Origin of the sequence: Roseixanthobacter pseudopolyaromaticivorans (genome assembly GCF_043195145.2) — a bacterium.
Lineage (GTDB): Bacteria > Pseudomonadota > Alphaproteobacteria > Rhizobiales > Xanthobacteraceae > NCEH01.
The window spans coordinates 2,522,387-2,543,347 of sequence record NZ_CM195539.1 but is presented as its reverse complement, the minus strand read 5'-3'; the positions used below and the strand labels follow the sequence as shown (position 1 = coordinate 2,543,347).

Below are 20,961 nucleotides of genomic sequence, written 5' to 3'. Positions count from 1 at the left end.
TCCAGTCAGTATCGGCGTCTATTGACGCTGGGCGGTGGCGGGCGGCTTGAAATTGACGATGTCGTCGGATTTCAGCCAGCCGGGGGTACCTTGGGGAAAGCGTGTACGGGCACGGGCGGCAAGCTCCCGCGCGGTCTTGAAATCGCCGGAAGCGAAGGCCGCCTGCGCCGCCGCCAGGTCGGCATTGGCGAGATCGCCCTTGCGTCCATAGGCCTCCGCCAAGGAGCGCCATCCCGTGGCGGAATTGGGGTCGCGCTGGGTGGCGAACGACAATTCCCGGATCGCCTCGTCCGTATAGGCCGGATTGCCAGATTGGACGAGGGCCTGTCCCAGCATGGCGCGGATCAGCGGATTGCCGTTGGTCATGCTCACCGCCTGCTTCAGCGGCGGCACCGCCTGGCCGGCGCGGCCGGCCTCCAGCAGCGCCTGACCCTTCAATTCCTGGAAATAGGGGTTGGACGGCTGCTTGGCGACCAGCGCGTCGATCTTGGCCACCGCATCATTCACATTGCCGAAGCGATAGGCAGAAATGGCGCGTGCATATTGCGCGGGCAGGGAGGTATCGCTCAGCGGATAGCGCCGATAGACCACGTCGGGCCGCTCGACGAAGCCATAGAGCTTCGCCCGCATCATGTCGTGACGGGCCTGCAGGGCTGGGGGGTCCTTGGCGTTGTAATAGGGGCTGGCCTTGGCCAGTTCCTCAAGCGCGGCGATGCGCTCGCGCGCCATGGGATGGCTCAGCAGATAGGGATCGACGCGCTGGCTGATGAACAATTGCTCGTTCTGGAAGCGCTGGAAGGTCTCGATCATGCCCTTCGCAGACTGCTGGGTCGCGTTGAGATATTTCACCGCGGAGCGATCGGCCGCCTGTTCCTCGCCGCGCTGATAGGACAAGAGCGAGCGGCGGATCATCTCCTGCGGCGCGGTGATGGCGCCGGCGGCTGCGCTGCCGATGCCGCTCGAGCCGGTGGCCGCCCCCGCCGCGACGCCGGCGCCGGCCAGCAGCATGGCGACGATGGCCATGGTCTGCGCACCGGCGATCTGCTCGCGCATGCGTGCGAGATGGCCGCCGGCGATATGGCCGGTTTCGTGGGCGAGCACGCCGATGATCTGGTTCGGCGTGTCCGCGTCCATCAGGGCGCCCACATTGACGAAGATGCGCTTCCCGTCGGCCACGAAGGCGTTGTAGCTGCGGTCGCCGATCAGCACAACTTCCACATTCTGCTGCGCCAGCCCTGCGGCTTTGAGCACCGGGCGGGTGTAGTCGCGCAGCAATTCCTCGATTTCGGCGTCGCGGATGATCTGGGAGCGGGGTTTCGCGCTGCTTTCCTGCGCCTTGACCGTGGGGGCGCAGAACAGGACGGCGGCGAGGAGAGCGAGGCCATGGCCGAATGCTCCGGCCAGGCGCTGCGCCGGGCCGGACACGGGACGGAAAGGCATAGCCGTCGAGCTCATGGAACGCGCGTGCTCACTTTCGTTTCAAACCGGAGGGCCTCGCCTCGCCCAGCCCCAGCGCATAGCCCCTGCGTACAGGCGCTCTGCACAGTCACCTGCACCCTTGGCGGGCGCGAGCCGACACGGTACGAAACGAAGGAACACGGGCCGGCGCTTGCGGTCAATGCACCCCCGTTCACGTTGGGGCGACGAGCCCTTACCCAACGCGCGATTGCGGCGACAGCGCGGCGGCGCGCCACGGCAAAAGCCCGCACGGCAGGATTGAATCATGGGTCTCGCGTCTGAGTTCAAATTGGCCTCCGCCCGCAGCGAAGTGGCGCCCTTCATCGTCATGGACGTGATGGAGCATGCCGCGCGGCTGGAACGGGCGGGCGCGCGGGTGATCCATCTGGAAGTCGGCCAGCCGGCGGCCCCCGCGCCGCTGAGCGCGCGCAATGCGGCTGCGGCATTTCTTCAGGCCGGGCAGGTGGGCTATACGGCCGCGCTCGGCATTCCCACGCTGCGCGCGCGCATCGCGCGGCATTATGGCGAGGTGCATGGCCTCACGCTCGATCCCGAGCGGGTGGTTGTCACCAACGGCTCGTCCGGCGGCTTCATCCTCGCCTTTCTCGCCTTGTTCGAGGCCGGTGACCGGGTGGCCATCGCGGCGCCGGGCTATCCGCCCTACCGGCACGTGCTCTCTGCGCTCGGCTGCGAGCCGGTGCTGATCGAAACCCGCGCCGAGGACCGATTCGCCCTGACGCCGGAAAGCCTGATCGCCGCGCACCGGGAAAAGCCGCTCAAAGGCGTGCTGGTGGCGAGCCCCGCAAACCCCACCGGCACCATGATGGACCGCGACGCCCTCACCGCGCTGATGGCCTGCGCCCGCGACCTTAATCTGCGCTTCGTATCGGACGAGATCTATCACGGCCTCGATTATGCGTTTCCGGCGGTGAGCGCGGCCGAGATCGCCGAGGATGCGGTGGTCATCAATTCCTTCTCGAAATATTTCTGCATGACCGGCTGGCGCGTGGGGTGGATGGTGGTGCCGCCCGTCCTGTCGCGCACCATGGAGCGCTTGCAGCAGAATTTCTCCATCTCGGTGCCGACGCTCTCGCAGGTCGCCGCCGAGGCCGCCTTCGACGGGCGCGCGGAGATGGAGGCGGTCAAGCACGGCTATGAGGAGAACCGCCGCATCCTGGTGGAGGGGCTGCCGCGCGTGGGGCTGCACCATTTCCTGCCCGCCGACGGTGCCTTCTACCTCTACGCCGACATTTCCGCCTTCACCGGCGATTCGCACGCCTTCGCCTCGCGCATGCTGGATGCGGTGCAGGTGGCGGTGACGCCGGGTGTGGATTTCGACCCGTTCCGGGGCCGCCAGTTCCTGCGCTTTTCCTATGCCGGTTCGGCCGCGGACATGCGCGAGGCGGTGGAGCGCATCGGCGCGTTCCTCAAGGCAGAGTAGTCAGGCCGAGAGGAAGGTCAGCTCGGTCTCGTCATAGCGGCGGCGCTCCAGCTCGCGGAAGCCTTCGGGCGCCACGAAGGCGCCGGCCTTCTCCTCCACCACCAGCAGGGCGTCCGGCGCGAGCCAGCCGCCGGTCCGCGCCGAGGCCAGGGCTAGCTCCGCGAGCCCCTTGCCATAAGGCGGGTCGCAGAACACCAGCGAATAGGGTTCGCCCGGTCCCATGGCGCCGAGCTTGGTGGCGTCGCGGCGGAAGATGCGCGTCACCCCGGTGAGGCCCAAGGTTTCCACATTGGTGCGGATGACTGCGCGCGGCTCCACCGCATCCTCCACGAACAAGGCGAAGGCGGCGCCGCGCGAGAGCGCTTCCAGGCCCAGCGCGCCGGTGCCGGCGAACAGGTCCAGCACGCGCGCGCCGTCGGCCGCGTCGTCATAGGCGTGGGCGAGCACGTTGAAGAGCGCCTCGCGCAGCCGGTCCGTGGTGGGGCGCGTGGCGCTGCCGGACGGGCTTTTCAGAGCCCGTCCGCGATGAAGGCCGCCGACGATGCGCATGCTGCATCACCCTTGAAGCTGCCCCTCAGTCCCGCTTGCGCGGGCCGGGGGGCTTTCCACGCGGCGCGCCGCCGGGACGGGAGCCGCCTTTCGGACCGCCGAAGCCGGGCCGCTTGGGGCCGCCAGGACCGGCCTTGCCGCCGGGCCGGAAGCCGGCGCGCTCGCCCCCTTCGCCACCCCCGGCGCGCGGCCGACCACCGGCAAAGCCGGGCTTGCCGGCGGGGCGTTCACGCCCCGGGCCGGCGCCGAATGCACCGCGCGGACGTTCCGCACCCGCCTCGCCACGCGGGCCCCCGCCGCTGCGCGGCTTGTCGGTGCCATGGGCGCCGCGTGGCTTTTCTGTCCCATAAGCGCCGCGCGGCTTGTCCGTCCCGTAGGCGCTACGCGCTTTGCCGCCACCGAGTCCACCGCGCTCATTGCCTTCGCGCGGCGGGCGATCGCCGAAGCTGCCACGGCCCCGCGGCGCGTCGGGCCGCTGGGGCCGGGCACCGGAAAAGCCGACGTCTTCCGAGCCACGTCCGCGCTCGGCAAAGCCGCCGCGCGGGCGCTGGCCGCGGCCCGCCTCATCGCGACGCGGGGCGCGCTCCGGCCGGTCGGCGCTGAAGGGGCGAGGACGTTCCGCGCGGTCCGAGCGGAAGCCGCCCGGCTTGCCGGCGCCACCCTCGCGGCGGGGCGGGCGCTTGTCGTCATAGCCCGGCCGGTCGTCGCGGCGCGGCGCGCGCTCGGGCCGGTCGGCGCTGAAGGGCTTGGGGCGCTCCGCGCGGTCCGAGCGGAAGCCGCCCGGCTTGCCGGCACCGCCTTCGCGGCGGGGCGGGCGCTTGTCGTCATAGGCCGGGCGGTCGTCGCGGCGCGGGGCGCGCTCCGGCCGGTCGGCACTAAAGGGCTTGGGGCGCTCCGCCCGATCGGAACGGAAACCGCCCGGCTTGCCGGCGCCACCTTCGCGGCGGAAACCGCGTTCGGTGCCCTCCTCGCGGCGGACGCCACGTTCAGCACCTTCCGGGCGGCCGCGGCCAAAGATCGGCTTATGTGGCGCTCCACCGGCGCCTTCCCGTCGCGGGCCACGCCCCGGCGCACCGTCCCGGCCGCCTTCGGCGCGGGGCGGACGTGCGCCGAACTTCGGGCCGGCGCCACGCCGTGCCGGGCCGCGGGCATCGAAACGCTCCGCGGGGCGATCGTCCTGCGGTTCGGGCACGAAACGTTCCACCTTCACCTGCCGGCCCTTGCGGTCGGCGACGGTTCCGGCGCTGACGGTTTCGCGCTCGTCCTTGCGGCGGCTGCGCACACGGAACGCGCCGCCTTCGCTGTCCCCATCGCCATGGGGATGGCGCGAACGGCCGCGATGCTCGATTTCCGTATCGTGCCGCACGGCCACGGTCTCGCGGCGCGCGGGGCCACGGCGGACCGGGCGATCGTCCAGATCCTCGGCGCGCGGGACGAAGCGCTGGGCTTCCTCCATGGCGCGCTCGAACATGGGCGCGTCGAAATCCACCCCGGCGGCGGCGGAAAGTTCCTCGCCCAGCTGGTCGCGCAGGATGCGCGTGCGCACCTCCTCGATACCGTTCTCGGGCACGTCGCCCAGCTGGAACGGTCCGTAAGACACGCGGATCAGCCGGTTCACGCGCATGCCGAGGGCGGCGAGCACGTTGCGCACTTCGCGATTCTTGCCCTCGCGCAGGGAAACGCTGATCCAGGCATTGGCGCCCTGCACGCGGTCCAGCGTGGCTTCGATGGGGCCATATTCGATGCCTTCCACCGTGATGCCGCCCATGAGGGCGTCGAGCTTGGCCTGGTCGATGGCGCCATTGGCGCGCACGCGATAGCGGCGCAGCCATCCGGTTTCCGGCAGCTCCAGCGCGCGGGCCAGGCCGCCGTCGTTGGTGAGAAGCAGCAGGCCTTCGGAATTGAGATCCAGCCGGCCGACGCTGACGAGGCGCGGCAGGCCCTTCGGCAGGATTTCAAACAGAGTGGTGCGGCCTTCCGGGTCGCGGTTGGTGGTCACCACGCCCTTGGGCTTATGGTAGAGGTAAAGGCGGGTGCGCTCGCGCTCCGGCAGCGGCTGGCCGTCCACCTGGATGGAATCCTTCTCCGTCACGGTGAAGGCGGGGCTGGTGAGGACGATGCCGTTGACGGCGATCCGCCCGGCCTCGATCCAGGTTTCGATCTCGCGCCGCGAGCCGAGGCCTGCGCGTGCGATCACCTTTGCGACGCGCTCGGCGTCATTGGTCTTGGCCTGCGGCAACGCGCGCTTGTCGCGCGGGACGCGGTTCTTGTCCTTGCGGGGAGGTTGTGTACGGGGCATGGAAGGCCGATAGCACGAACCGTGCGGCGACACGAGGTGCAGGAGCGCGGGTTGGGCGAGACTTTCATGCAGATGGCGCTCAATGAGGCGCGCGCGGCGGCCGAACGGGGCGAAGTGCCGGTCGGCGCGGTTCTGGTGCGCGGCTCGACCGTGGTCGCCCGCGACGGCAACCGCACGCGCGAATTGGCCGATCCCACGGCGCATGCGGAAATGCAGGTGCTGCGCGCCGGGGCCAAGGTGCTCAGCGCCGAGCGCCTGCTGTCCTGCGATCTCTATGTGACGCTGGAGCCGTGCGCCATGTGCGCAGCCGCGATCTCATTCGCCCGCATCCGCAGGCTGTATTATGGCGCGCCCGACCCCAAGGGCGGCGCGGTGGAGAGCGGCCCGCGCTTTTATACCCAGCCGACCTGCCATCACGCACCCGAAGTCTATGGCGGCATCGCCGAGCGGCAGGCGGCGGACGTGCTGCGCGCGTTTTTCAAGGACCGGCGCTGAAGCGCGGTCTCACCTCTCCCCGTGGAGGAGAGGTCGGCCGCGCAGCAGGCGGGTGAGGGGGGCACAAGGGCGCGACGCCGGCTCAAAGCGCGATGCCCGCAGCTTCACCCCAAGCGTAGCGCTTTCAGCCCAGGAAGCCTTGCAGCGCCTTCAGCGTCGCCTCGGGATTTTCCTCGCACAGGAAATGCCCCGCCTCCACGGCTTGCCCCTCGATCTTCGGCGCGAACACCCGCCATGCGTCCAGCGGGGTGACGCCCCGGCTCGGAATCCCGTGTGCGCCCCAGATCGCGAACACCGGGCATTCGATCACCCGGCCGGCGGCAAGGTCGGCTTCGTCATGGGCAAGGTCGATGGTGGCGCCGGCGCGATAATCCTCGCACATGGCGCGGATATGGTCCGGCGAGGCATAGGCGGCGCGATAATGGGCGAGCGCCCGCGCATCGAAGGCGGAAAGATCCTTCGCCGCGGTCCAGCTTGCCAGGGTGTGGTCGAGATAGAAGCGCGGATTGCCGCCGATCAGGGTTTCCGGCAGCGGATAAGGCTGGGCGAGGAACGCCCAATGATACACCTGGAGCGCGCGCGCCCGGTCCATGCCGTGCCACATGGCGAGTGTCGGCACGATGTCCAGCACCGCGAGCCGGTCCACCCGCCCGGGGGCATCGAGCGCCAGCCGATAGCCCACCCGCGCCCCGCGATCGTGGCCCGCCAGCGCGAAATGGGCATGGCCGAGGGTCTCCATGAGCGAAACCAGGGCGGCGCCGGTGGCGCGCTTGGAATAGGGCGCATGGTCCTTGCCGGGTGCGGGCGCGGCGCTCCAGCCATAGCCGGGCAGGTCCGGGATCACCAGGCGATGGGTCTTGGCCAGCTCCCCCGCGAGGCGATGCCACATGACGCCGGTCTGCGGATAGCCGTGCAGCAGCAGCAGCGGCGGCCCCTCTCCACCGGTGCGCGCGAACAGGCGCCCGGCGGGCGTATCCACATTATGGGACGAGAAGCCGGGAAACAGGTCGACGAGATCGGGCATGAGCATGCTCCGCGCGGGAGGGCGGCATTGGAAGCGCCGAAGGTGGCACGGCCGGACGGCTGGGGCCAGAGCCCCGCCCACCGGCGCGAAGGGCCGCTCAGTCGAGCGCGCGCCAGCCGATGTCGTTGCGATAGAAGCCGTCCGGCCAATCGATGCGGGTGGCGGCACGATAGGCCTTGTCACGGGCCTCGCGCAGCGTATCGCCGATGGCGGTGACGTTCAGCACGCGCCCGCCGTTGGACACGATCTTGGCGCCCGAGCGCTTGGTGCCGGCCTGGAAGACGATCACGCCCTCTTCCTTTTCGGCGTCCTCGATGCCGCGGATCTCCGAGCCGGTCTGGTGCGGGCCGGGATAGCCGCGGCTGGCGTAGACCACCGTGATGGCGCTCTTGGGCGACCATTGCGGCGCGGCGCCCGCGAGTTCGCCGTGGGCGGCGGCGTTGAGCAGGGCGAGGAGATCGCTCTCCAGGCGCGGCATCAGCACCTGGCATTCCGGATCGCCGAACCGGCAATTGTATTCCACCAGCTTCGGCCCGCTCTGCGTCAGCATGAGGCCGGCATAGAGGATGCCGCGATAGGGGCTGCCCTCGGCCACCATGGCGCGTGCCGTGGGCACGACGATTTCCGCGATCGCCCGCGCTTCCAGCTCGGCGGTCAGCACCGGGGCCGGGGAATAGGCGCCCATGCCGCCGGTGTTGGGGCCGAGGTCGCCGTCGAAGGCGCGCTTGTGGTCCTGCGCGCTGCCGAAGGGAATGACGGTCTCGCCATCGACGAGGCAGAAGAGGCTGGCCTCCTCGCCCTCCATGAATTCCTCGATCAGCACTTCCTGCCCGCCGCCGGCGAACACCTGGTCGATGGCGGCAATGGCTTCTTCCACCGTCAGCGCCACCACGACGCCCTTGCCGGCCATCAGGCCGTCGGCCTTGATGACGATGGGCGCACCTTCGGTGGTCACGTAGGCCCAGGCGGCTTCCGGCTTGGTGAAGCGGGCGAAGGCGGCGGTGGGAATGCCGTGGGCGCGGCACAATTCCTTGGTGAAGAGCTTGGACCCTTCCAGGCGGGCGGCGGCGGCCGTGGGGCCGAAGGCGGGGATGCCGGCCTCGGCCAGGCGATCGACCAGGCCCGCCACCAGGGGCGCCTCGGGGCCCACCACCACCAGCTCGATGCCGTTCTTCTTGCACCACGTCACCAGGGTGTCGTGGGCGGAGAGCGCTATGCCTTCCACCAGCTCGGCATGATCCGCGATGCCGGGATTGCCCGGCAGGGCATAGAGCTGAGCGATGCTAGGGCTCTGCGCGAGCTTCCAGGCGAGGGCATGCTCGCGGCCACCGGAACCGAGCAGAAGCACATTCATGCGGCGTCATCTCCCTTTTTAACTTCGCTATCGACTTGCGGGCTTCCAAACAAGGGGGGAGGCATTGCGCTCGCCGCATATGAGATGATGCCGCTATGCTCTTGCCAAGATCGTATGCAGCGATGTGAGTCGATGGTCCAACTGCCCGAACCCCATGCCAATGCTCCCGAATGGAGCGTTTCGGAACTCTCCGCCGCGCTCCGCCGCACGGTGGAGGATGCCTATGGCCATGTCCGCGTGCGGGGCGAAATTTCCGGTTACCGCGGCCCGCATTCCTCCGGCCATGCGTATTTCTCGCTGAAGGACGACGGGGCCCGGCTCGATGCCGTGGTGTGGAAGGGCAATTTCGCCCGCCTCAAGCTGCGGCCTGAAGAGGGGCTGGAGGTGATCGCCGTCGGGCGGCTGACCACCTATCCCGGCAAGTCGGGCTACCAGATCATTATCGAATCCCTGGAGTTCGCTGGCGCAGGCGCCATCATGGCGATGCTGGAGGAGCGCAAGCGCCGGCTCGCCGCCGAAGGCCTGTTCGATCCCGCGCGCAAGACGCTGCTGCCCTATCTGCCGAACGTCATCGGCATCGTCACCTCGCCCACCGGCGCCGTCATCCGCGACATCCTGCACCGGCTCGCGGATCGTTTTCCGCGCCGGGTCGTCGTTTGGCCGGTGCGGGTGCAGGGCGATACCTGCGCCGCCGAGGTCTCCGCCGCCATTCGTGGCTTCAACGCCTTGCCGCACGATGGACCGGTGCCGCGACCGGACGTGATTATCGTCGCGCGCGGCGGCGGATCGCTGGAAGACCTGCTGGGCTTTTCCGAGGAAGCGGTGGTGCGCGCCGCCGCCGAAAGCGCGATCCCGCTCGTCTCCGCTGTCGGCCATGAGACCGACGTGACGCTGATCGATTTTGCCGCCGACGTGCGCGCGCCGACCCCCACCGCCGCCGCCGAGATGGTGGTGCCGGTGCGGGCGGATCTGCTGGTGGCGGTGGAAGGGCTTGGCGGCCGGCTCATGGCCGCGCCCTTGCGCCTGCTGGAGCGCCGGCGCGGCGAATTGCGCGGTCTCGCGCGCCTGCTGCCTTCCGCCGATGCACTTTTGGCAATTCCCCGCCAGCGGCTCGATGCGGCATCGGGCCGCCTGCCGCGCGCGTTGCGCGCCAATGCGTTCGCCCATCGCATCCAGTTCCAGAAGGCCAGCGCGCGGCTGTCCCCCTCAAGCTTGAAGGCGCGTTTGGAACGGGCGCGCGAGCGCAACGCGAGCCTCGGCACGAATCTTGAGCGCTGCCTGCGGCGGGCGGTGGAGCGCAAGCGCGAGCGCTTTTCCGCCATCGGAGCCGGGCTCGATGCGGCCCGCCGCGCGCAGCGGGTCCACATCGCCCGCAATCGGGATCGGCTGGAAGGGCTCGGCGATCGCGCGAGCAGGGCGGCGCGCATCCTGCTGCGCGAGCGGCGGCGCCAGCTTTCGAGCGCCGCGCAGGTGTTGGGCGCCTTGTCGTATAAGGGCGTGCTAAAGCGCGGCTTCGCTTTGGTGCGCGATGCGCAGGGCGTGGCCGTGCGCACGGCCGGGGCGATCGCACACGGCGCGGCGCTGGAATTGGAATTCGCCGACGGGCGCGTCGGCGTGGTGGCGAATGGTGCCGGCGCCCCTCCGCTTCCGCCCACCGGCGGGCCGACCGTTGCCCCGCCGGCACGGCCCAAGTCGGCGCGCACGCGCGGTGGCGACAAGGCAAAATCCCAGCCCGGCCTGTTCGACCTTTGACAATGGATGCAACGGCTCTTTCGGTCGGCGGCGGTTGGGCTTATGTTGACCCGGCTAGATGAGGCCTTGTTTTAACCGTGATGAACAGATTCGAGCGCTTTCCCGAAGGCAATGGCGAAGCCGAGCTGCGCTATCTGGATGGCGAATTCCGCATTGTGCGCCCCGGCACCTTCGTGCGCTGTGCCGTGACCGGCCAGGGGATCGCGCTGGACGAGTTGCGCTATTGGAGCGTCGACCTGCAGGAAGCCTATGCCGACCCGCAGGCGGTGCTGACGCGCGTCAATCAGCTCCGCCGCCAGCAGGGCTGAGCCTGCGCGCGGCGCGTGTCTGCGCCAGCGCGATGAGCGCATCGAAGCTCTGAGCGCCATCCAGCTCCAACCCCACCCGCAGGATGCGGAGGTGCGCGCGCACCTCGTCAAAGCCTTGCGCGCCAAGCCGGGCGGCATCCTTCGCGGTGGTCACCAGGCACAGCCCGCCCGCCTCCGCCTCGCGGTGGAGGGTGGAAAGATCGGCGGGCGTGTAGGGATGATGATCCGCAAACGCCTGGCTCTCCACCACGTCGAGCTCGAGGTCGCGCAGGGTCCGGAAGAATTTGTCCGGCCGCCCGATTCCGGCGAAGGCGAAGATGCGCCGGCCGGCGAGCGCGGCGGCATCCTCGGCGTCCGCCACAAGCTTGCCGCGCAGAACCTCCAGCCGCCCCGCGGCTCGCGCGGCCACCGCTTTTCCGGCCTCTCCCGGACCGACCACCAACAGCGCATCCGCCCGCGCCGCCTGGCCGGGGAAGGGCGCGCGCAGCGGGCCCGCAGGAAGCACGCGCCCATTGCCGAGCCCGGCCGCGCCGTCCACCACCAGCAGGCTGGCGTCCTTGTGCAGGGAGGGGTTCTGAAACCCGTCGTCCATCACGATGTGCGAGGCGCCCTGCGCCACCGCGAGCCGCGCCCCGGCGACCCGGTCGCGCGAAACGACCGTAGGGGCCGCCTGGGCCAGGAGCAGGGCTTCATCCCCCACGGCCGCGGCATCGTGGCGGGCGAGGTCCACCAGCAGCGGGCCGGCTTCGCGCCCGCCATGGCCGCGCAGCAGGGCGAAGGGCGTGGCGCCGCGCGCCTTCAGCCGGCCGAGCAGCGCAAGGGCGGTGGGCGTCTTGCCCGCACCGCCTACCGTGGGATTGCCGACGCAGATCACCGGCACGTCCACCGCGACGCCGGGCTGCGCCATCCGGCGCAACGTCACCGCGCCGACGATCCAGCCGACCGGCGCAAGCAGCAGGCCGGCGAGGGAGCGCGGGTGCGACCAGAAGGCGGGCGCCCGGGCGAACATCAGCGCGCGAGGCGAATGTGGAGGAGATACGGCTCGATGGCCGAGAGCGTGCGGTCCAGGGCGCCGCCGAGCTGATCCACCACCTGGCGGGCAGCGGCGGCGGTCTGCGCATGGAGAGAACCGTCGAACAGCAGCGCGGAGACGCACTGGGCGATGTCGCCGTCATTCTGCACCAGGGCCGCGCCGTGGCGCTCGTCGAGCCGCGCGTAGATGGAGCCGAAATTCCACACATGGGGGCCGTGCAGGGCGACCGAGCCGAGCTTGGCGGGCTCGATGGGATTCTGCCCGCCATGGCGCACCAGCGAGCCGCCCATGAACACCACGGGGGCGAGGCGATAGAACAGGCCCAGCTCGCCGATGGTGTCGGCGACATAGATGTCGGTTCCCGCGTCCGGCAGATAGCCGTCGCTGCGCTGCGCCGCCGCCAGATTGGCCGCCTCGGCGAGAAGGCGCACCTCCGCGCCCCGCTCGGGATGGCGCGGGGCGATGATGGTGAGGAGGTCGGGAAATTCCTCCGCCAGCCGGCGGTGGGCGGCGAGTACGATTTCTTCCTCACCGGGATGAGTGGAGGCGGCGAGGAAGATCGGGCGATCGCCGCATTCCGCACTCATGCGGTCGAGCGTCTTGGCGTCGGCGGGCGGGGCGGGGGCGTCGAACTTGAGATTGCCCACCACTTCCACGCGCGGCGCGCCGAGCGCCTTGAAGCGCACCGCGTCGTCGCGGCTCTGCGCAAGGCAGAGATCGACCCGCGAGAGCAGCGCGCGCGCGCTCTTCGGCAGATGCGCCCAGCGCTCCGCCGAGCGGCGCGAGAGGCGCCCGTTCACCAGCACCAAAGGCGTGTTGCGGCGGCCGAGCTCGCTCATGAGGTTCGGCCACAATTCCGATTCCGCGAGCAGTACGAGGTCCGGCTTCCAATGATCCAGGAACCGGCCGACGAAGCGGTGGGCGTCCAGCGGCATGAATTGGTGGATCACCGATGGGTGCGCCCGCCGGGCCGCGATGCGGCTGGAGGTCAGCGTGCCGGAGGTGAGCAATATGCCATAGCCGCGCCCCGCCAGTCGTTCGATCAGCGGCAGAACGGAGACGATCTCGCCGACGCTCGCGCCATGCACCCAGATCAACGGGCCGCGCGGGCGGGCGGCGCTGGCGATGCCGCGGCGTTCGGAGAGGCGCGCGGGATCTTCCTTGCCCTTGCCCACGCGGTAGCTGAGCCAGGCGGGGGTGAGCAGCGCTGCCGCAGACGTGACGCCCCGATACAGGCGCAGCGGAACCGGCAGGCGGATGCCCTTCATGCCGGCGCCCCCTGCGGGCGGCCGACCATCGCCTCGGCCCGGGCGGTGATGGTCTCGAGGCTGCGTTGCAATTGCGCACGTGCCGCCTGCATGCCGGCCTCGTCCACGTCGCGATCGACGAAGATCGGGTCGCCGACCACCGCCGCCCCGCGCCCGAACGGCAGGTTGAGGCTGGCCTTGTCCCAGCTCTTCAGGACGATGCGGTTGGCGGTGGCCATGGCGATCGGCAGGATCGGCCGGCCGGAATGGCGCGCGATGGTGATCACGCCAAGGCCGGCGCGGCGGGCGATCTTCGGCACGTCTGCGGTCATGGCCACATTGATACCCTCGCGCAGGGTTTCGATCATGGCATAGGTGGCCGAGACGCCGCCCTTGCGATGGAAATCCCCCGGCGAGGTTGCCCCCGAGCCACGAATGGTGCCGACCCCGAGCCGTTGGGCCGCGATGGCGTTGATCTCGGCGTCCGCGTGGCGCGAGATCAGCACCTTGGCCTGATGGTGCGGCTTCATGATGAAGGGGGTGAGGAAATGCTGGCCATGCCAGAAGGTCATGATCAGCGGCAGGTGTGCATCGATGCGCTCGTAGATGTCCGCGGGCTCCACGTCGAAACGCGTTGTGCGGGCCACCAGCGCGAAATAGGACGCGAAGGTCGTGCCGGCGGCGATCTGGAAGCCACGGTTCGTGCGAAGACGGCGCCACATGCTCAAAAAGCGTCCTGCTCCTTGTGTGGGTGCGGTTCCCGGCAGGAACGCGAACGAGACCCACAAACCCCGAAGGGTTCATACTTTGGACGGGCGGGGAAGTATTACCCTTATGATACCGCCAGACGCAAGCGCCGCCGGGCATTGGCCCGGCCGCAAAGCCTAAGCTGAGGTCTGGTGGGAAGATTGCGCCTCTATTGGCCCGGCGTGTGGGTATCGGGGTCCAGCAAGCGATGCATATGGACGACGAAATACCGCATCAGGGCATTGTCCACGGTCTGCTGGGCCTTCGCGCGCCAGGCAGCGGCGGCGCTCGCGTAGTCGGGATAGATGCCGACGATGTCGACCTTCGACAGATCCTTGAACTCGACGCCGTCGAGCTCCTTCAACTCGCCCCCGAAAACGAGGTGCAGCAATTGTTTCGGTTCGGAAGAAGTGGTCATGGTGTCAACGTTCCCCGGCGGTGACGGTCAGAAGATGGCCCCGAACTCGCGTTGCGCGAGCGCGAGGGTTTCGGCGTGAAGCAGGGGTCCCGCGCAGACCAGAGGGCGGTGGAGCGGAACGGGTGCGTTATAGATCGGCGGCGTGCCATCCAGGCCGGTCAGCAGCCCGCCCGCCTCGTGCACGATCAGGTCGGCGGCGGCGATGTCCCAATCCGCGCTGTTGCCATGGGCGAGGGCGATGTCCAGCTCGCCAGTGGCGACGCGGGCGAGCCGCAGGGCCAGCGAGCGCAGGCGCGGCGGCCGGGTGACGCTGGTGTGCCGGGCGACCCGATCGAGAATCGAGGTGGGACCCGCGACAACGGAGCCGCCCACCGCGACGCGGGCGCCGGCGGCAATCGCCGCTCCATTCCGCGTCGCCCCGCCGCCCAGGGAGGCGACGAACAATTCGTCGGACACCGGCGCGAACAGGGCACCGGCGATGGGGCGCCCGTTTTCCACCAAAGCGGCCGAGACCACCCAGTCGGCTCCGCCGGCCATGAAGCCGCGCGTGCCATCGATGGGATCGACCACCCACACCCGGCGGGCGCCGAGGCGTTCGGAGGAATCGGCGCTTTCCTCGGACAGCCAGCCATAATCGTCCGCCAGCGCGCTCAGGCGCTCGCGGAGGAACCGGTCCACCGCGATGTCGGCCTCGGTGACCGGGGAATCATTGTCCTTGGTCCAGCTGGTGACGCCGTTGCGGAACATGGCAAGCGCAACCGCGCCGGCTGCCGCAACAGCGTCGGCGAGATGGCGCGCCGCGATTGCGGGCACCTCGATCGCCGGTTCGGACGAACCGGTCGCGGCCGGGGGATCAAGCAGGCTCATGGGGCAGGCAATAGGCGGAGGTGGCTTTCGGCGCAAGCGGAGATCGGCCCATCCCGGACCGGAATTGGCGCACTGCCCAATATTCAGCGTGCGGTGCACAATCCGGTGATGCCGCCGCCCGCCCCGGCGGCCGCGCGAGGGTCAGAGCAGGCCGATGGCGACCGCATGCTGTAGCGCTGCATCGAGCGCGAGGGCGACGAACAGCACCAGGCCCGCATCCCGATTGGACTTGAACAGGGCCAGGCAACGGTCGGGATTGTCGATGTCCAGCCGCTTCACCTGGATGAACAGATAGGCGGCGAAAGCGACGAGGCCGAGGGCCGAGAACACGCCCGCCCCGGCCGAAACCAGGGCCATGGCGAACAGGATCAGCGTCGCGACATAGGACACGGCGAGGGCGATCCAGCTGCGCCGGCCGAACAGGAGTGCGGTGGAGCGCACGCCGACGATGGCGTCGTCCTCCCGGTCCTGATGGGCATAGATGGTGTCATAGCCGAACACCCAGCAGACCGAGCCGGCGAACAGCAGGAGCGCCGGGTCCTCGATGCTGCGGAACACGCTCGCCCAGCCCATCAGCGCGCCCCAGGAAAAGGCGATGCCGAGCGCGAGCTGGGGCACCGAGGTGATGCGCTTCATCAAGGGATAGATGGCCACCACCCCGAGCGAGGCGATGCCGGTGATGACCGCGAAGCGCGGGAGCGAGAGCAGCACCGCGAAACCGATGAGGCACTGGAAGATCAGGAAGGCGAAGGCGGCCGGCAGGCCGATCTGGCCGGAGGCCAGCGGACGGTTGCGGGTACGGGCGACCTTGCGGTCGATCTTGCGGTCGAGAATGTCATTCCAGGTGCAGCCCGCGCCGCGCATGGCCACGGAGCCGATGGCGAACAGCAGAAGCAGCGTCGGGTCGGGATAGGGCTGGCCGGCCGCGATGGCGGCGAGCGCCGTGGACCACCAGCAGGGCAGCACCAGAAGCCAGCTGCCGATGGGACGGTCGGCGCGCGCGAGACGCAGATAAGGTCGTATCGGCGCCGGCGCGTAGCGATCGACCCAATTGTTGGCGGGCGCATCAGCAACCGGTGCGACAGCGCCCTCTCCACCCCAACTGGTCATACGGCGCGCCTCACTTGCCGAGGGCGTTGCCGTTCAATGTATCGAAAACGCCGCCGCCCTTTGAATTCTGGCCGGGAACGTATCCGGTGGTAACGCCCAGCGCGCTGGAAATGGAGCCCTGCGGCGGGGGCTTGCCGCCCGCCTCGCCACCGGCGGCGCCGGAGGCGGCAGCGGCGCAGATCTTGTCACGCAACGCGGCGGTCTTGGTGTTGTTGGCCTTGGCGGAGTTCACGGCCTGGTCGGGGATCTGGCACCAGTCCTTATTGTCCGCGAGGTATTTCGCGAGCTTGCCTTCGACCGCCGTATAGGTGCGGAACAGGCCGCACAATTCCTGCGGCGGCGCCTTGCGCTTGCCGGCGGCTTGGAGCGCCTGACCCTTCTCTTCCATCTCTTGACGCAGAGTGTTGAAATCGGTCTGGCAGTCTGCACGGGCGGCGCCGGCCCCGGTCAGGAACAGGGCGAAAGTGATCGCCGACAGGCGCGCGCATTTGGTGTTCAAGAGCATGAGGTCTTCCGCAGCGGCTGCTGATCCAGCTTTTCCCCCTTATATTGCCACGAAAGATTGGGCAATATCGGGGCGAAGGCCGAACAATGGCGCTTCCTTGCGCGCGCGTCACAAAAAAGTGGCAGGGCGCCTTGACGGAGATTTCGTGCGCGGCTAGGTTCACGCAACTTTTGGAAGGCTATGTGCAGTCATGCGCAAGATCGTTACCATCCTTGTACGCAGGAGCGCCACCGGCGGAGCAGCTTGATTGCTGCTGCGGGATCTGGTGGCGCGTGACGAGGGGCCTTCGGGCCCCTTCGTCGTTTCTGGGCCGCCGTCTGGATCGGTTTCCAGCGGACGGCCGACGGGTGAAGGACAAAAGCGCGCGGATGCCCTCGGCACGGGCGCAGAGGAGTGGATGAGATGAGCAGGGAAATGACGGGCGCCGAAATGGTCATGCAGGCGCTGGCCGATCAGGGTGTCGACCATCTGTTCGGTTATCCCGGCGGCGCCGTGCTGCCGATCTACGATGCCTTGTTCCAGCAGAACCAGGTGGAGCACATCCTGGTGCGCCACGAGCAGGCGGCGGTGCATTCGGCCGAGGGCTATGCCCGCTCGTCCGGCAAGGTGGGCGTGGTGCTCGTCACTTCCGGCCCCGGCGCCACCAATGCGGTCACCGGCCTCACCGACGCGCTGATGGATTCGATCCCCATCGTCTGCATCACCGGGCAGGTGCCGACCCATTTGATCGGCAATGACGCGTTCCAGGAATGCGACACCGTCGGCATCACGCGCCCCTGCACCAAGCACAATTATCTCGTCCGCGACGTGAACGACCTCGCGCGCGTGCTGCACGAAGCCTTCTACGTGGCGCAGAACGGCCGGCCCGGCCCGGTGGTCGTCGATATTCCCAAAGACGTGCAGTTCGCCACCGGCACCTATGTCGGCCGCGAGAACATCCAGCATAAGACCTACCGGCCGAAGCTGGTCGGCGATGGCGACAAGATCGCGGCGGCGGTGGAGATGATTGCCGGCGCCAAGCGGCCTATCTTCTATACCGGCGGCGGCGTCATCAATTCCGGGCCGCAGGCGAGCCGCGCGCTGCGCGAGCTGGCGCGTCTCACGGGCGTGCCCGTCACCTCGACCCTGATGGGCCTCGGCGCGTTTCCGGCGGCGAGCCGGCAATGGCTCGGCATGCTGGGCATGCACGGCACCTACGAAGCCAACATGGCCATGCACGGCTGCGACGTGATGGTGTGCATCGGCGCGCGCTTCGACGACCGGATCACTGGGCGGCTGGATGCGTTCTCGCCCAATTCCAAGAAGATCCACATCGACATCGACCCCTCGTCCATCAACAAGAACGTCAAGGTGGACCTGCCGATCGTTGGCGACTGCACCAAGGTGTTGGAGGCCCTCGTCGCCGAATGGAAGGCGAAGGACAAGCACATCGACCGCGACGCGCTGGATCTGTGGTGGAAGCAGGTGGACCGCTGGCGCGGCCGCAACAGCCTCGCCTATCGCCAGGGCACGGACATCATCAAGCCGCAATACGCCATCGAGCGGCTTTATGAGGCCACCAAGGAGAAGGACGTCTACATCTCCACCGAAGTGGGCCAGCACCAGATGTGGGCGGCGCAATTCTTCCGCTTCGAGGAGCCGAACCGCTGGATGACCTCCGGCGGCCTCGGCACCATGGGCTATGGCCTGCCCGCCGCCATCGGCGCGCAGATCGCCCATCCCGGCGCGCTGTGCGTGGATATTGCGGGCGAAGCCTCGATCCTGATGAACATGCAGGAAATGTCCACGGCGGTGCAGTTCGAGCTGCCGATCAAGATCTTCATCCTGAACAACCGCTACATGGGCATGGTGCGCCAGTGGCAGGAGCTGTTGCACGGCGGGCGCTACGCCCATTCCTATTCGGAAGCCCTGCCGGACTTCGTGAAGCTGGCGGAAGCCTATGGCGGCGTCGGCATCCGCTGCGACAAGCCGGCCGATCTGGATGCGGCGATCGCCGAGATGATCGACATCAAGCGGCCGGTGATCTTCGACTGCATCGTGGACCAGCAGGAGAACTGCTTCCCCATGATCCCGTCGGGCCGCGCCCATAACGAGATGATCCTCGGCGACATGGCGGTGGATCTCGACGATGCCATCACCGACGAGGGCAAGATGCTGGTGTGAGGGCTTCGGCCGCATGCGACGCAACTCCCTCTCCCGCGTGCGGGGGAGGGCTGGGGAGGGGGCAGACGCACCCTCATCCCAACCCGCCTTTTCCGGCCTTTGGCCGGCCCCCTCCCTGACCCTCCCCGCAAGCGGGAGAGGGGACTCGCCTGATCAGAGACACCCAAATGTCCCATCCTCCCGAACGCATCGAACGCCACACGCTCTCCGTCCTGGTGGACAACGAGCCGGGCGTGCTCGCCCGCGTGATCGGCCTGTTTTCCGGGCGCGGCTATAATATCGACAGCCTCACCGTGTCCGAGGTGAGCCACGAGGGCCATCTTTCGCGCATCACCATCGTCACCACCGGCACGCCCATGGTGATCGAGCAGATCCGCAACCAGCTGGACCGCCTGGTGCCGGTGCACCGGGTGCGCGACCTGACGGTGGAGGCCACCTCCATCGAGCGCGAGCTGGCCATGGTGAAGGTGCGCGGCACCGGGGACGCCCGCAGCGAGGCGCTGCGCATCGCCGAGGCCTTCCGCGCCCGCGTGATCGACGCCACCACCGAGAGCTTCGTGTTCGAGATCACCGGCAAGTCCGACAAGATCGACCAGTTTGCGGTGCTGATGACGCCGCTCGGCCTCGTGGAGGTGTCGCGCACCGGCATCGTCGCCATTTCCCGCGGACCGGAGGCCATGTGAGGCGGAGCGCCGGCCGCCGCGCTTGCCGCAGGGCTCCGCCCTCGGCCATGCGAGGCTGCGCTTGCGCTGATGCGAGGGGCTGGGATACCTGAGGGCCGAAAAGAAAGCCGTCGAATGGTGTGAGGGGTCTGCGCGCCGCCGCAAGCCAGGTCGCGCCGGCCCTTCGTCCATTACGGCCCGTCTCGATGGTGGGTCCCGCCTTCCGCCTTGAGTTCGAACAATCCAAGAAACGCCCAACAGGAGAGAATGATGCGCGTTTATTATGATCGTGACGCCGACCTGAACCTCATCAAGGGGAAGAAGGTGGCCGTCGTCGGCTATGGCAGCCAGGGCCATGCCCATGCGCTGAACATGCGCGATTCCGGCGTCAAGGATGTCGTGGTCGCGCTGCGCCCCGGTTCCGCCACCGCCAAGAAGGCCGAGGCCGAAGGCTTCAAGGTGATGTCGCCCGCCGAGGCCGCCAAATGGGCCGATGTGGTGATGATGCTCACCCCCGACGAGCTGCAGGCCGACATCTATAAGGAAAGCCTGCACGACAACATGAAGACCGGCGCGGCGCTGCTGTTCGCCCACGGCCTCAACATCCACTTCAATCTGATCGAGGCCCGCAAGGATCTCGACGTGCTGATGATCGCCCCCAAGGGCCCCGGCCACACCGTACGCTCGGAATACCAGCGCGGCGGCGGCGTGCCGACCCTCATCGCCATCGCCCAGGATTCCTCGGGCAATGCCCATGACCTCGGCCTCTCCTATGCCTCCGCCATCGGCGGCGGCCGCGCCGGCATCATCGAGACCACCTTCAAGGAAGAGTGCGAGACCGACCTGTTCGGCGAGCAGGTGGTGCTGTGCGGCGGCCTCGTGGAGCTGATCCGCGCCGGCTTCGAGACCCTGGTCGAGGCGGGCTATGCCCCCGAAATGGCCTATTTCGAGTGCCTGCACGAAGTGAAGCTGATCGTCGACCTCATCTATGAGGGCGGCATCGCCAACATGAACTATTCCATCTCGAACACCGCCGAATATGGCGAGTACGTCACCGGCCCGCGTATCATCACGCCCGAGACCAAGGCCGAGATGAAGCGCGTTCTGGCCGACATCCAGGGCGGCAAGTTCACCCGCGACTGGATGCTGGAGAACAAGGTCAGCCAGACCTCGTTCAAGGCCACCCGCGCCAAGGCCAACGCCCACCAGATCGAGGAAGTCGGCGAGAAGCTGCGCGCCATGATGCCCTGGATCAAGGCCAAGGCGCTGGTGGACAAGACCAAGAACTGAGCCGTTCCGGTTCAATCAGTTCAGAGGCCCCGGACGTGTCCGGGGCCTTTTGTTTGCGGGCGTGCGATGGCGCGATGCTGCCGGCTTGACGCGATATCCGGCGGGCACCGCGGCCGCCCGCTCGGGTTGCGCCCCCTCTGAGCACATGCAATAAGCCACCGCATATTAAGCGGCTGGAACGGATGTTGCCGTGGGCCGGGATATCGCACCGGGCGCCTTCGGCGCGTCTTCGGAGGCTG

19 protein-coding genes are annotated in these 20,961 nt (G+C 68.6%); 7 read left to right on the top strand and 12 right to left on the bottom strand.

Translation table 11 applies throughout. From position 1 onward, the window contains the following. Positions 1–18: 18 nt before the first annotated feature. Complete coding sequence (locus V5F68_RS12235; RefSeq protein WP_394014989.1) at positions 19–1,440, bottom strand: M48 family metalloprotease; 1,422 nt, start codon at positions 1,438–1,440, stop codon at positions 19–21. 283 nt (positions 1,441–1,723) lie between these two features. Here V5F68_RS12235 and V5F68_RS12230 point away from each other — a divergent pair, with 283 nt between their 5' ends. Next, positions 1,724–2,899: a pyridoxal phosphate-dependent aminotransferase gene (locus tag V5F68_RS12230; RefSeq protein ID WP_394014988.1), complete on the top strand. Its 1,176-nt coding sequence runs from the start codon at positions 1,724–1,726 to the stop codon at positions 2,897–2,899. Here the strand turns inward: V5F68_RS12230 and rsmD are convergent, their stop codons facing one another. Continuing rightward, positions 2,900–3,448, bottom strand: coding sequence for a 16S rRNA (guanine(966)-N(2))-methyltransferase RsmD (gene rsmD, locus V5F68_RS12225; RefSeq protein WP_394014987.1), 549 nt, complete (start codon positions 3,446–3,448; stop codon positions 2,900–2,902). Between the two features lie 25 nt (positions 3,449–3,473). Next, on the bottom strand, positions 3,474–5,747 hold the full coding sequence (locus tag V5F68_RS12220; protein WP_394014986.1) for a pseudouridine synthase: 2,274 nt from the start codon (positions 5,745–5,747) through the stop codon (positions 3,474–3,476). A gap of 66 nt (positions 5,748–5,813) precedes the next feature. Here V5F68_RS12220 and V5F68_RS12215 point away from each other — a divergent pair, with 66 nt between their 5' ends. Then, entirely contained in the window at positions 5,814–6,242 is a 429-nt protein-coding gene (locus tag V5F68_RS12215) for a nucleoside deaminase (RefSeq protein WP_394015173.1), read from the top strand. A gap of 124 nt (positions 6,243–6,366) precedes the next feature. On the opposite strand, the gene V5F68_RS12210 is transcribed toward V5F68_RS12215, so the two are convergent. Both V5F68_RS12210 and purD read right to left on the bottom strand, forming a co-directional pair. Beyond that, entirely contained in the window at positions 6,367–7,266 is a 900-nt protein-coding gene (locus V5F68_RS12210; protein ID WP_394014985.1) for an alpha/beta fold hydrolase, read from the bottom strand. 97 nt (positions 7,267–7,363) lie between these two features. Further along, positions 7,364–8,620, bottom strand: coding sequence for a phosphoribosylamine--glycine ligase (purD, locus tag V5F68_RS12205; protein ID WP_394014984.1), 1,257 nt, complete (start codon positions 8,618–8,620; stop codon positions 7,364–7,366). Positions 8,621–8,752: 132 nt separating this feature from the next. Here purD and xseA point away from each other — a divergent pair, with 132 nt between their 5' ends. Together xseA and V5F68_RS12195 are read left to right on the top strand one after the other, a co-directional pair. Beyond that, positions 8,753–10,372, top strand: coding sequence for an exodeoxyribonuclease VII large subunit (xseA, locus tag V5F68_RS12200; RefSeq protein ID WP_394014983.1), 1,620 nt, complete (start codon positions 8,753–8,755; stop codon positions 10,370–10,372). A gap of 80 nt (positions 10,373–10,452) precedes the next feature. Beyond that, entirely contained in the window at positions 10,453–10,680 is a 228-nt protein-coding gene (locus V5F68_RS12195) for a DUF2093 domain-containing protein (protein WP_348845273.1), read from the top strand. Here the strand turns inward: V5F68_RS12195 and lpxK are convergent. The 7 genes from lpxK to V5F68_RS12160 form a co-directional block, all read right to left on the bottom strand. Further along, positions 10,652–11,689 carry a tetraacyldisaccharide 4'-kinase gene (gene lpxK, locus V5F68_RS12190; protein ID WP_394014982.1) on the bottom strand — a complete coding sequence of 346 codons (1,038 nt, stop codon included), beginning with the start codon at positions 11,687–11,689 and terminating at the stop codon, positions 10,652–10,654. The genes V5F68_RS12195 and lpxK overlap by 29 nt on opposite strands. Beyond that, positions 11,689–12,981 carry a 3-deoxy-D-manno-octulosonic acid transferase gene (locus V5F68_RS12185; RefSeq protein ID WP_394014981.1) on the bottom strand — a complete coding sequence of 431 codons (1,293 nt, stop codon included), beginning with the start codon at positions 12,979–12,981 and terminating at the stop codon, positions 11,689–11,691. Before V5F68_RS12185 ends, lpxK begins: the two co-directional genes overlap by 1 nt. After that, positions 12,978–13,682 carry a lysophospholipid acyltransferase family protein gene (locus tag V5F68_RS12180; RefSeq protein ID WP_394014980.1) on the bottom strand — a complete coding sequence of 235 codons (705 nt, stop codon included), beginning with the start codon at positions 13,680–13,682 and terminating at the stop codon, positions 12,978–12,980. Before V5F68_RS12180 ends, V5F68_RS12185 begins: the two co-directional genes overlap by 4 nt. Before the next feature lie 194 nt (positions 13,683–13,876). Continuing rightward, positions 13,877–14,125, bottom strand: a complete 249-nt coding sequence (locus tag V5F68_RS12175) for a DUF4170 domain-containing protein (RefSeq protein WP_394014979.1) — start codon at positions 14,123–14,125, stop codon at positions 13,877–13,879. A gap of 27 nt (positions 14,126–14,152) precedes the next feature. Continuing rightward, positions 14,153–14,992 (bottom strand): 3'(2'),5'-bisphosphate nucleotidase CysQ, encoded by an 840-nt coding sequence (locus V5F68_RS12170; RefSeq protein WP_394014978.1) that lies wholly within the window; start codon positions 14,990–14,992, stop codon positions 14,153–14,155. Positions 14,993–15,133: 141 nt separating this feature from the next. After that, positions 15,134–16,102, bottom strand: a complete 969-nt coding sequence (gene ubiA, locus V5F68_RS12165; protein ID WP_394014977.1) for a 4-hydroxybenzoate octaprenyltransferase — start codon at positions 16,100–16,102, stop codon at positions 15,134–15,136. 10 nt (positions 16,103–16,112) lie between these two features. Next, positions 16,113–16,607: a hypothetical protein gene (locus V5F68_RS12160; protein ID WP_394014976.1), complete on the bottom strand. Its 495-nt coding sequence runs from the start codon at positions 16,605–16,607 to the stop codon at positions 16,113–16,115. 402 nt (positions 16,608–17,009) lie between these two features. On the opposite strand from V5F68_RS12160, the gene V5F68_RS12155 reads away from it, so the two are divergent. The 3 genes from V5F68_RS12155 (at position 17,010) to ilvC (ending at position 20,722) form a co-directional block, all read left to right on the top strand. Continuing rightward, positions 17,010–18,770 carry an acetolactate synthase 3 large subunit gene (locus V5F68_RS12155; RefSeq protein ID WP_394014975.1) on the top strand — a complete coding sequence of 587 codons (1,761 nt, stop codon included), beginning with the start codon at positions 17,010–17,012 and terminating at the stop codon, positions 18,768–18,770. A 167-nt stretch (positions 18,771–18,937) separates the two neighbouring features. Continuing rightward, positions 18,938–19,453, top strand: coding sequence for an acetolactate synthase small subunit (gene ilvN / locus V5F68_RS12150; protein ID WP_348844863.1), 516 nt, complete (start codon positions 18,938–18,940; stop codon positions 19,451–19,453). A 249-nt stretch (positions 19,454–19,702) separates the two neighbouring features. Beyond that, a complete protein-coding gene (gene ilvC / locus V5F68_RS12145) occupies positions 19,703–20,722 on the top strand; it encodes a ketol-acid reductoisomerase (protein WP_348844864.1) in 1,020 nt (339 codons plus the stop codon). Positions 20,723–20,961: the final 239 nt, after the last annotated feature.